This window comes from Mesorhizobium sp. M7A.T.Ca.US.000.02.2.1 (assembly GCF_003996995.1).
Taxonomy (GTDB): domain Bacteria; phylum Pseudomonadota; class Alphaproteobacteria; order Rhizobiales; family Rhizobiaceae; genus Mesorhizobium.
Window position 1 is genome coordinate 1 of sequence record NZ_RZTT01000217.1, and the last position, 10,353, is coordinate 10,353.

The window sequence follows — 10,353 nt, forward strand, 5'->3', positions numbered from 1 at the left end:
CACCCGCACATTGCCGAAAACGTCCTCGACCGTGCGCTTCAGCGCGCCGGAAATCTCGCTCACCGTGTATTCGGCGGCGTTGGTGCGTGATTCGGATGCTGCTTCGCTCATCGGTCGATTGGGGAACGGTTGGGCGCCCGCGTCAAGGCGGTTGCGTCGGGCCAGCCGTTCATAACCCGCATACCTGGCCCTGCCTACCAGCCGGGCAGGATCTGGTTCGGCTTGGTTCGCCGCAGCTTGGTGAAGGCGAGCGTCGCGAAATCGAATGTCCCGGGGTCTTCACCGACCGGCACGGAGATGTTGTCCAGGCTTTCCGAAATATGGCGGGCGAGCGCATCGACGATCTCCGGCCGCGACGTCTGGCCGCGCATGATGCCGATGCGGCAATCGGGCAGGGCGCCGAAGCCGTCGGCTTCGCTCAGCACCCGCATGCCGGGCCGCAGCGCGCATTCCGGCAGCACCGAGATCGCGAGGCCCGAAAGCACCGCGGCGGTGATGACGGTGGCAGAGAAACTGGTGAACAGGATGCGATAGTCGCGATTCTGCTGGTCGAGCACATCGACGGCGGCGCGCCGCCAGATGCAGTTCGGCCGGCCGAAGGCCATCGGCAGCGTTTCCTGCTCATGCGTCGCATGGTTGGCCGAGGTGACCCACAGCAGCGGTTCGCGCCGCACCACCTCCGACTGGCCGCGTACGTCGTTGTGAGTCACCAGCGCGAGGTCGAGATTGCCGCGCTTGATATGCTCGACCAGCCCCGGTGTCGGCTCGCAGATGACGGTCAGTTCGACGCGCGGATTGGAGCGCGTGAACCGCGCCATGATCTCGGGCAGGAAACGGTCGGCATAGTCGTCGGGCGTGCCGATGCGGATCGTGCCTTCGAGCCGCCGGTCGTCGAAGGCAGCCAGCGTCTCACGGTTGAGATAGAGCAGCCGCCGCGCATAGGAAAGCAGCTTGTCGCCTTCCTCGGTCAGCCTGTTGGTGCGCCCGTCCTTTTCGAACAGCGGCTTGCCGAGCCGCTCCTCCAGCCGGCGCATCTGCATCGACACCGCCGACTGGGTCCGGTGCACCTCTTCGGCCGCCCTGGTGAAGCTGCCGGTATCGGCGATCGAGATGAAGGTCTGCAACTGATCGAGATCGAGCGGCGATTTCATCGACATGATCCATCACTGGTGTTGATGGTAAAGATTAGAAACATTCGTTGGATTAATCAATCGGCCGATGGCAAATTGGCATTGTCCACATGAAGGCATGTGAATCGAAGCCGGAACGGCCGCTGTCGCCAGCGCCGATCGCCTGGTTTTGCCCGTTCGAGTCTGAAGGAGACCGACATGACCACGTTCGATTTCGCCACCGAGACCTCGCGCATCACCTCGCGTCCGGCCGTTGCGACGCGCGTGGCCAACACCGTCTCCAACGTCTACCGCGCTTGGAAAAACCGCCGCGCCTTCTACCGTCTTGGCGAGATGTCGGACGCCGAACTCGCCGATATCGGCCTGACGCGCGCCGACCTGCACGTCGCCATCGACGTGCCGTTTGGCCGCGACCCGACGGCGATGCTGCGCGAAATCGCCAGCGATCGCGTCGAGACGATCGAGGACATCGCCCGCAAGGTGGCCTGATCTGATGCTTGTTGTTTGGGTTGCCGCGAACCTTTTCGGGGTTCGACGCGACTGACGAGTATGCAGGCTCCCACTCCCTGCCGGATCCCCCCGGCCCGCCTGCACTCTGCCCGGTCCTCCCAGGACCGGGCTCTTCCTTTGGCTGTCAGGCGAATGCCAGCTTTCGCGATGGCCTTGGTATCGATCTGCCGAGCTCATGCGCGGCCTCTATCCAAGATGCTATGGCGTCTTGGACATTAGCGATGGCCTCTTCAGGAGTGTCGCCATCACTCACGCAACCTGGCAGATCAGGCACCAAAGCCGAAAAACCGCCTCCATCCTCTGCAGAAAGTGGCGCAATGACGACCGGATATTCAAGTCTGTCCATCATGTCTCTTTGCCTCGTCGATAAATGCCACGAGCTTTCGGAATATACGGGTTTGATCGGGTGTTTGAAAGGCACAGTCAAAATATCGGTCATTGCCGAATGATAGACCTTGTAGTGTGAACCGCCTGACCTTGGCGGCACGCATTGGACACCAGCTTCGTCACAAACCGCCTTCACATCGGCTATCGACCAGTCGCCGCGCGGATTGCGGCGCATCTGCTCCAGTCTCTTACCCACGGATGTCGCCTACCGTCGGTCCATATCCCGCTTGAACTGGTCGAAGATCGTCTCGACTCCCTTCTGGTAGTCGTCACGCTGCTGGGCGCCGGTCTCGAACATCTTGCCGAACAGGTCGTCGAACGGATTTTTCGGCCTGCCGCTCGGATCGGCCTGTGGCTGCGGTGCCTGACGCTGCTGTGGGGGCGCTTGAGGCTGTTGCGGCGCCGGCTGTCCGCCAGGGATGCCGCCTAAGCCACCGCCACCTTGCCGCAGCATCTCCTCGAAGATTTTCCCCAGCGGATTGTCTCCGTAGGGGCTTTGTGTCTGCTGCGGCTGCGCCCGCCCTTGCGGCTGCGGCTGAGGCGCGCCACCGCCGAACATGTCCTGCAGCACCTTGCCAAGTGGATTTTCGCCGTAGGGATTGGGCTGCGGCTGCGGCTGGCTTTGCGGCTGTGGCTGAGGCGCACCGCCGCCGAACATGTCCTGCAATACCTTGCCGAGCGGGTTGTCCATCGGGTTCTGGGGTGCCGGCGCCTGGCGCGGCTGCGGCGCCGGGGCCTGCATGCCGCCGCCTTGCCGCATCATCTGCTCGATGATCTCGCCCAGCGGATTGTTGCCGCCGCCGCCAAAACCGCCGGCGGCCTGCATCTGATTTGTCGTCTGCTTGAACAGCCCGCCCATGACCATCGAGGCGATCGCCGGCAGCATCTGCTGCAGGATCTGCTGATTGACGCCGCTGGCTTGCGCCGCCTGGCTGGCCACGGCGCGAGACAGGTCTTTCGAGCCGAACAGGTGCCCGAGAATGCCGTTGCCCTCATCGACGCCTTGCGGCGAGAAGGCCCGGGTTGCGTCCTCGAAATACTTGGCGTGCTGGCCGCTGGCCATCGCCGTCATGAAGGCGCCGAGCCCGTAAGGGTCGGCTGTGTTGCGCTGCAGCCCCTGCGAAAAGGCCGGCAGCAATGCGGCAACCGCGGCTTGCGTCTGCTGCATCGAAAGCCCGTATTGCTGGGCAAGCGCCTGCATGCCGTTGCCGTTCTGGGCCTGTGTCAGCATGTCGAACAAGGAAGGCATTGGTCTCTCCTCCGGAAATCCTCGCCGAAGAAGCCTAGTTTGTTTCCACTTCCGATTGAAGCGACTTTTGCCAGCCGGTCAGCTTTGCCAGATCCGAGGGTTAATAGGCGTATTCCATGAAAACCGGCTCGATCGAGCCACCCCAGCGCGTGTGGTAGGCCGACAGCATCTCCTCGGCGCTGGTGGTGCCGCGCGCCACCACCTCGTCGAGCGTGTTGAGGAACGAGGTCTCGTCATAGCCGTCGCGGTTCTTCTTGCCACGGTTCTTCAGGCCCATGCGGGAAATGACCATCACGTCACGCGCGATCTCGCGCAGCGTGGTGTTGCGGAACGGTGCGGAAATGCCTTGTTCCGGCACGGCGTTGCGCATCGCCAGCGTTTCTTCATACGTCCAGCTCGACGTCAGCGCCTCGGCGGCGTCGAGTGCGGCCTCATCATAAAGCAATCCGACCCAGAAGGCCGGCAGCGCGCAGATGCGCCGCCATGGCCCGCCATCGGCGCCGCGCATCTCAAGGAAGCGCTTCAGCCGCACGTCCGGGAACAGCGTCGACAGATGGTTCGCCCAGTCGCCCATTGTCGGCAGCCCGTCCGGCACCTCATTGCGCGCGGCACCGGCCATGAACTGACGGAAGGTGACGTGCGTCATGTCGTGGTAGCGGCCGTCGCGGATGACGAAATACATCGGCACGTCGAGCGCCCATTCGACATAGTCGGCGAAACCGAAATCGGGCGAGAAGCAGAATTCGAGCAGGCCCGAGCGCTGGTTGTCGGTGTCGCGCCAGATATCGCCGCGCCAGCTCTGCAAGCCGTTCGGGTGGCTTTCGGTGAAAGGCGAATTGGCGAACAATGCCGTCGACAGCGGCTGCAGCTTCAACGACACCTGCATCTTGCGGCGCATGTCGGCTTCGCTCTCGAAGTCGAGATTCACCTGGATCGTGCACGTGCGGTACATCATGTCGAGGCCCTTGGTGCCGACCTTGGGCATGTAGCGCGTCATGATCTCATAGCGCGATTTCGGCATTTTCGGCGTCTCGGCCAGCGACCATTTCGGGCTGCCGCCGAGGCCGAGGAAACGGATGCCCATCGGCTCGGCGATCTCGCGCACCTGCGCCAGATGGGCGTTGCCCTCGCGGCAGGTCTGGTGGATCGTTTCCAGCGGTGCGCCGGAAAGCTCGAACTGGCCGCCGGGTTCCAGCGAAATCGCACCCTGACCGGTCGGCTCGACCAGGCCGATGATGCGGCCGTCATCGACGATCGGATCCCAGCCGAGCTTTGACTGCATGCCTTCGAGAATGGCGCGGATGCCGCGCTCGCCGCCATAGGGGACCGGTGCATTGCCGTCGACATAGAAGGGGAATTTCTCGTGCTCGGTGCCGATGCGCCATTTGTCGCGCGGCTTGTTGCCTTCGGCCAGATGCTCGACGAGTTCGTCGACACCTTCGATCGGGCGGAAATCGGTCGTATCGCGCGCCATGATGGTACCCTCAGAGGCGGCCGGATGACCGCCGGCGGTAAATGGACGAAATGTCAGCAGACGATCAAGCGAAAAATCCTGAGCCACAGGTCAACAGGAATTGAACGTTGCTGGAACTCTGCATCCCTTGCAAGGGATGACGTCTCACCAGTCTCCGACAGTTGCCTGCATCACCGCGAGCGCGGCCACCGCCGCGGTGTCGGCGCGCAGGATACGCGGGCCGAGCGGAATGGCGGTGACGAAGGGCAGGGCGCGCAGCATCTTGCGCTCGTCGTCGGAAAAACCGCCCTCCGGCCCGACCAGCAGCCCAAGCTTCTTTTCCTTGACCGCCTGCAGCGCGGCCAGCGGATTGTTGGTCGAAGCATCCTCATCGCAGAAGATCAGCCGTCGCTCTGTGTCCCAACCGGTCAGCAGGCGGTCGAATTTTTCGGCTTCGCGCACCTGAGGCACCGCCAGGATGCCGCATTGTTCGGCGGCTTCGACGACATTGGCGCGCAGGCGATCGATCGACGGCTTGGCCACTTGCGTGTGCTGGGTGATGACCGGCTGCAGGATGCCGGCGCCCATCTCGACCGCCTTCTGCACGAGATAGTCGAGCCGGCCCTGCTTCAGTGGCGCAAAGCAGTAGACGAGATCAGGCAGCGGCGGCTGCGGCCGCTGCAGCGCTGACACCTTCAGCCGCACCGCCCTTTTCGTCTTCGCTGATATGGCCGCTGACCACTCCCCGTCGCGGCCATTGAACACCAGGATTTCGGCGCCTTCGCCAAGCCGCAGCACATGCAGGAGATAGTGGCTCTGCGGTTGGCCAGCGTCGAACTCGACATCCGGCGCGAGATCGTCGGGCACGAACAGACGTTGCATCTTGTAATTGGCGCGCATCGCCGAGGAATGAGCGAGCCGGCCGCCGGCGTCAAGCCTCGGCGGTAGGATGCCACACCGGCCGAAAGCCATGCCGCAGCACGGCGAGCGTCGTGGCCGGCGTCAGCAGCGACAGCGTCCTGCCTTTGAGCAGGCCGAAATCTGCGGGTGGGCCATATCCCGCAAACGACCAGCGCAGCGTCTTGCCCCTACGCAGGGCATAAACAGTGCGACCATCCGCAACCATGGCGCCGTCCGGCAGGCCGGCAAGGTCTTCAACAGCAATCCCTGGCGGCCTGCCGCCCGAGGCCAGCCGCTCCTTGTGCAGCCGCTTGTCGACCATCGGCGCGCGCGGTTCGGCAATGCCGAACGCGTCGCCGAAGCGGCCGACGAAATCCCTGGCCCGTTCGCGCTGGCAAAAGAAGCAGGGGCGATGCCCGGCCGCCAATGCCGTCACCTCGTCGAGGAAGAACAGTTCTGTCCAGCCCGCTTTGCCGCCCTTCCGGTTGCGGCCCATCGGTTCGCGCCGCACATTTCGGAATTGGCAGACGCAGACGATCCAGGCTTGAAGCGCCCAGCGCTTCTTCTTGAGCGTCTTCGTCTCGGGGTCGTGGATAATGCCGCGATTGCCGGTAAACATGCCGCGATCAGGCACAGCGTGGATGGTACCGAACGGATCGACCCGGTTCTGCAGTGGCATAGTTTTCTCTCCGGACACGCATCTTGGCTGCAATGCGAGCGGCATGATATCGCTCCTCGCATCTTTTCATGTCAGCAGGGTTTTGTGATGCGGGTGCTGGTGGTCCAAAACTACGACAATACCGGCCTCGGCCAAGTCGGCGCAGCACTTGCGGAAGCGGGCGCCGATCTGGACCTGCGTCTCCCCTACAAAGGCGATCCCCTGCCGGATGACGCGGCCGGGCATGATGCCATGATCGTGCTCGGCGGCGGCCAGAACGCGCTGGCCGACGATGAGTACCCCTATTTCCCGGCACTGCTCGAACTGACCCGCGACTTTGCCGACAAGGATCGCGCCGTGCTCGGCATCTGCCTTGGCAGCCAACTCGTCGCCCGTGCCTTCGGCGGCGAAAACCGCATCGGGGGCGCCAATGAGTTCGGCTGGCACGGCGTGTCGCTGACGGCGGACGCCAAGGGCGATCCGGTGCTGGGCGCGTTGCCGGAGAAATTCCCGATCTTCCAGTGGCATGACGACACCTTCGTGCTGCCTGAGGCCGCCGTGCGGCTTGCCGGCAACGATGTCGCCGAGAACCAGGCATTTCGCGTCGGCCGCGCCGTCTACGGCTTCCAGTTCCATTTCGAGGCCGACCGGCCGATGGTCGAGGGCTGGAGCACGTCGTTTGCCCCGACCATTGCCGCGCGCCATCCCGACTGGGCCGGCAAGCTCGATGGCGAAATGGCCCGCAACGGGCCCGATGCGGATGCCGCTGGCCTCGCCATTGCCCGTGCCTGGGTAGCGACCATCCGAGTGTTGGTCTCTCCGTACCCTGCAGCGTGACATAATTGGCACGCGGCGGTGAAACCGCCTGGGGAAAACCGTTTCATTCTTGGCTTATGTCCGCCCGCCATCCTAGAAGGCGCGCGCTCTGCATCTTCTGTGCAACGGCTATGAACTTTTTGTGTGACCCGCGCGACACACCGTTGATACAGAACATGCCTAGAAGCGCAAAATCGTCGAAACTTTGAAGCGAATTCTCCGTTTCAACGCATTGGTAACCGCCTGGTGCACAGATGCAGAAAGCTCAACAAGAGATGACCTCCGTGAAAGCAGCGCTTCTGTCCTTTGCCATGTTGTCCGCCATCGTGCTGTGCGGTCTCGGCATCTATGCCGCCGACGCAGCCAACAACCACAACGCCGTCGACGGTTACGGCGTCACCGCCTCGCTGCGCTAAAGGCAGGAAGCGTCTTTCGCGTCCTCCGACGCGCGACGCTCAAGCTTCCTTGATCGTCATTGTCAGGATGCGTTTGTCCGCGCCGTCGACGACGAGCGCGCTCAGCATGCCTGATTGCCAGGCAAGCGTGTCGACATTGACGCGGTTGGCCATCACTTCCGCCTCCGGCACGGGCGTGTGGCCATGCACCACGATCTTCGGATAGAGGTCGGGGTGGTTGTGAAAGGCGTCGCGGATCCAGATCAGATCCTGCGGGCTTTGCTTCTCCAGAGGAATACCCGGCCTGATGCCGGCATGGCAGAAGAAGAAGTCCCCGAAAGTCACGGAGAACGGCAGCGATCGCAGGAAGTCGATGTGGCTTTGCGGCACGGCCTCGACCAGGGCCTGATGTCCTTTGCGCACGGCCGATTCGGCCTTGCCGAACCACACGCTGGTGCCTTCACTGATCGCCACGCCGTAAGACTGTGCCGTCTGGATGCCGCCGAACCGGATGAAAAGTCCTTCCGGGTCAGGGGTCTTGAGAAAATCGAGAAAGCCGATGTCGTGGTTGCCGGCCAGCATCAGGTGACGAGGGTCGCGCTCTTGCGCTTCGATCAGGAAATCGATGACGCCCTTCGAGTCCGGCCCGCGGTCGACATAGTCGCCCAGATGGATGACGCGCCAGTCGGCAGGCGCCTCCTGCTCGATCTCGGCCCTGATGCGCCGATGCATGGCGGCCAGCAGGTCGAGCCGGCCGTGGACGTCGCCGATCGCGTAAAGACGCACACCTTCCGGCCCATGCGCGTCGAGAAAATGGATGCCGGGTTCTGCCAATTTTTCGGTGTCTCCGTGGTCGCGCGGTCACGGGCTTAGCGCCGGAGCTGGTCCTTGCCCATGTCGGTGACCAGACGCTTTCCGCACAGGGCCAGCGTAATGTCCATCTCCTTGCGGATGATTTCCAACGCCTTGGTAACCCCTTCCTTGCCAAGCGCCCCCAGGCCGTAAAGAAATGGCCGGCCGATATAGGTTCCCTTGGCACCTAGGCAAAGCGCCTTCAGGACATCCTGGCCGGAGCGGATGCCGCCATCCATATGCACTTCGATCGTGTCGCCAACCGCGTCGGCAATCTCTTCCAGCACGCCGATCGACGACGACGCACCATCGAGCTGGCGCCCGCCATGGTTGGAAACGATGATCGCGTCGGCGCCGGTCTTGGCCGCCATCAGCGCGTCCTCCTTGTCGAGAATGCCCTTGAGGATCAGCTTGCCGCCCCAGCGCTCCTTGATCCAGGCGACGTCCTTCCACGACAGATGCGGGTCGAACTGCTCCGTCGTCCAGGATGCCAGCGAGGCCATGTTGCCGACGCCCTTGGCGTGGCCGACAATGTTGCGGAAGGTCCGCCGCTTCGTGCCGGCCATGGCGGCGCACCAGTGCGGGCGAATGGCCATGTCGACGATGTTCGTCAGCGTCAGCTTGGGTGGTGCGGAAAGCCCGTTGCGGATGTCCTTGTGGCGCTGACCGAGAATCTGCAGGTCGAGCGTCAGCACGAGCGCCGAGCATTTCGCCGCCTTTGCCCTGTCGATCAGGTTGAGCACGAAATCCTTGTCACGCAGCACATAGAGCTGAAACCAGAACGGCTTCGTGGTTACCGAGGCGACATCCTCGATGGAGCAGATGCTCATCGTCGACAAGGTAAACGGCACGCCGAATTCCTCCGCCGCCTGCGCCGCCAGCATCTCGCCATTGGCGTGCTGCATGCCGGTCATGCCGGTTGGCGCCAATGCCACCGGCATCGACACTTTTTCGCCGATCATCGTCGATGCCAGCGAACGGTTGTCCATATCGACGAGCACGCGCTGGCGGAACTTGATCTTCTGGAAATCCTCTTCGTTGGCCCGATACGTGCTTTCGGTCCACGAACCGGAATCGGCATAGTCGAAGAACATCTTCGGCACGCGCCGGCGGGCGAGGTCCTTGAGGTCGGCGATGGTCAGGATCTGGCTCATGGGCTTTCCGTTTCGATAGCTAGGAGCGTTTGCGTGCTGGTTCTGTATCGGTGGCGTCGACCCGCTGCTTCAGCCTCAGTCGCGAGACGCGCTGCCAGTCGCCGCTGCGCTCGGCCTCCGCCATCGACCGTTCGACATAGGTGATGTGGTCCATCGCCGCTTGCCGGGCGGCATCCGGATCGCCGGCCTTCACCGCCGCATGGATCGCGCGGTGCTGCGCGAGCAGGGCGTCGCGCGCGCCGGGCACGCTGAACACCAGCAGCCGGTTCTGGAACACGCCCTCCGACAACAGCCGGTAACAGGAGCGCAACGTGTGCAAAAGGATGATGTTGTGCGCGCACTCGCAGATCGCGTGGTGAAACTCGACATCGATCTCGGCCTCGTCGTCGAAGTCGCCGGTCCGGTGCGCATCGTCCATACGTGCCATGATCTTGTCGAGCAGCGCCATGTCGTCGGCAGTGGCGCGCCGTGCCGCGTATTCAGCCGCGACCCCTTCGATCTCGCGGCGATATTCCAGATAATCGGTCACTGCCTTGCGGTGCATCGAGATCAGGTCCGTCACCGGTTTGGTGAAGAGCTGGCCGATGACATCGGCGATATGGGTGCCGCCGCCGGGCCTTGTCGTCAAAAGGCCGCGTCCTTCCAGTGATTTCAGTGCATCACGCAGGATCGGCCGGGATACGTCGAACTGGCGTGCAAGCTCGCGCTCGCCCGGCAGCCGGTCGCCGGTGCGCAGCACGCCTTCGAGGATGAGGCTCTCGATCTGCTGCACCACCTCGTCGGCGGTGCGCGAATGCTCGATCCTGGAAAAAATGTCGCTCAACAGAATGCCTGGAAGGTGAACCGGTG

The 10,353-nt window shown here is 63.2% G+C and carries 12 protein-coding genes; 3 read left to right on the plus strand and 9 right to left on the minus strand.

Annotated features, from left to right (window positions below; genetic code table 11):
• Window positions 1-194 precede the first annotated feature (194 nt).
• Window positions 195-1,151, minus strand: coding sequence for a LysR substrate-binding domain-containing protein (locus EOD15_RS20060; protein WP_127322317.1), 957 nt, complete (start codon window positions 1,149-1,151; stop codon window positions 195-197).
• A gap of 177 nt (window positions 1,152-1,328) precedes the next feature.
• Here EOD15_RS20060 and EOD15_RS20065 point away from each other — a divergent pair, with 177 nt between their 5' ends.
• Entirely contained in the window at window positions 1,329-1,619 is a 291-nt protein-coding gene (locus EOD15_RS20065; protein WP_023809037.1) for a DUF1127 domain-containing protein, read from the plus strand.
• A 145-nt stretch (window positions 1,620-1,764) separates the two neighbouring features.
• Here the strand turns inward: EOD15_RS20065 and EOD15_RS37355 are convergent, their stop codons facing one another.
• The 5 genes from EOD15_RS37355 to EOD15_RS20095 all read right to left on the minus strand — a co-directional run bounded on the left by EOD15_RS37355 (window position 1,765) and on the right by EOD15_RS20095 (window position 6,308).
• On the minus strand, window positions 1,765-2,223 hold the full coding sequence (locus tag EOD15_RS37355) for a type II toxin-antitoxin system HicB family antitoxin (protein ID WP_348629429.1): 459 nt from the start codon (window positions 2,221-2,223) through the stop codon (window positions 1,765-1,767).
• 9 nt (window positions 2,224-2,232) lie between these two features.
• Window positions 2,233-3,276, minus strand: coding sequence for a DUF937 domain-containing protein (locus EOD15_RS20080; protein WP_127322315.1), 1,044 nt, complete (start codon window positions 3,274-3,276; stop codon window positions 2,233-2,235).
• A gap of 100 nt (window positions 3,277-3,376) precedes the next feature.
• On the minus strand, window positions 3,377-4,750 hold the full coding sequence (locus EOD15_RS20085) for a glutamate--cysteine ligase (RefSeq protein WP_127408760.1): 1,374 nt from the start codon (window positions 4,748-4,750) through the stop codon (window positions 3,377-3,379).
• A 144-nt stretch (window positions 4,751-4,894) separates the two neighbouring features.
• Window positions 4,895-5,629, minus strand: coding sequence for a 16S rRNA (uracil(1498)-N(3))-methyltransferase (locus tag EOD15_RS20090; RefSeq protein ID WP_127321493.1), 735 nt, complete (start codon window positions 5,627-5,629; stop codon window positions 4,895-4,897).
• Window positions 5,630-5,660: 31 nt separating this feature from the next.
• The gene (locus EOD15_RS20095; RefSeq protein ID WP_127321492.1) at window positions 5,661-6,308 is read right to left on the minus strand and encodes a hypothetical protein; all 648 of its coding nucleotides are present in this window, start codon (window positions 6,306-6,308) and stop codon (window positions 5,661-5,663) included.
• A gap of 87 nt (window positions 6,309-6,395) precedes the next feature.
• Between EOD15_RS20095 and EOD15_RS20100 the strand changes: the two genes are divergently transcribed.
• A complete protein-coding gene (locus tag EOD15_RS20100) occupies window positions 6,396-7,124 on the plus strand; it encodes a type 1 glutamine amidotransferase (protein WP_127321491.1) in 729 nt (242 codons plus the stop codon).
• Between the two features lie 263 nt (window positions 7,125-7,387).
• Window positions 7,388-7,519, plus strand: coding sequence for a hypothetical protein (locus tag EOD15_RS37250; RefSeq protein ID WP_013893872.1), 132 nt, complete (start codon window positions 7,388-7,390; stop codon window positions 7,517-7,519).
• Window positions 7,520-7,558: 39 nt separating this feature from the next.
• Here the strand turns inward: EOD15_RS37250 and EOD15_RS20110 are convergent, their stop codons facing one another.
• The 3 genes from EOD15_RS20110 to EOD15_RS20120 are packed head-to-tail and all read right to left on the minus strand — an operon-like array spanning window position 7,559 to window position 10,327.
• Complete coding sequence (locus EOD15_RS20110) at window positions 7,559-8,332, minus strand: metallophosphoesterase (RefSeq protein ID WP_127321490.1); 774 nt, start codon at window positions 8,330-8,332, stop codon at window positions 7,559-7,561.
• A 35-nt stretch (window positions 8,333-8,367) separates the two neighbouring features.
• Window positions 8,368-9,504: an alpha-hydroxy acid oxidase gene (locus tag EOD15_RS20115; protein WP_127321489.1), complete on the minus strand. Its 1,137-nt coding sequence runs from the start codon at window positions 9,502-9,504 to the stop codon at window positions 8,368-8,370.
• Between the two features lie 19 nt (window positions 9,505-9,523).
• On the minus strand, window positions 9,524-10,327 hold the full coding sequence (locus tag EOD15_RS20120; protein WP_127321488.1) for an FCD domain-containing protein: 804 nt from the start codon (window positions 10,325-10,327) through the stop codon (window positions 9,524-9,526).
• Between the last annotated feature and the right edge of the window lie 26 nt (window positions 10,328-10,353).

Bases quoted from the DNA above. Each gene is read 5' to 3' on its own strand.
- EOD15_RS20115 (WP_127321489.1), bottom strand. From the start codon at position 9,504: ATGAGCCAGATCCTGACCATCGCCGACCTCAAGGACCTCGCCCGCCGG.
- EOD15_RS20085 (WP_127408760.1), bottom strand. From the start codon at position 4,750: ATGGCGCGCGATACGACCGATTTCCGCCCGATCGAAGGTGTCGACGAA.
- EOD15_RS20060 (WP_127322317.1), bottom strand. From the start codon at position 1,151: ATGAAATCGCCGCTCGATCTCGATCAGTTGCAGACCTTCATCTCGATC.
- EOD15_RS20080 (WP_127322315.1), bottom strand. From the start codon at position 3,276: ATGCCTTCCTTGTTCGACATGCTGACACAGGCCCAGAACGGCAACGGC.
- EOD15_RS20065 (WP_023809037.1), top strand. From the start codon at position 1,329: ATGACCACGTTCGATTTCGCCACCGAGACCTCGCGCATCACCTCGCGT.
- EOD15_RS20090 (WP_127321493.1), bottom strand. From the start codon at position 5,629: ATGCGCGCCAATTACAAGATGCAACGTCTGTTCGTGCCCGACGATCTC.
- EOD15_RS20095 (WP_127321492.1), bottom strand. From the start codon at position 6,308: ATGCCACTGCAGAACCGGGTCGATCCGTTCGGTACCATCCACGCTGTG.
- EOD15_RS20100 (WP_127321491.1), top strand. From the start codon at position 6,396: ATGCGGGTGCTGGTGGTCCAAAACTACGACAATACCGGCCTCGGCCAA.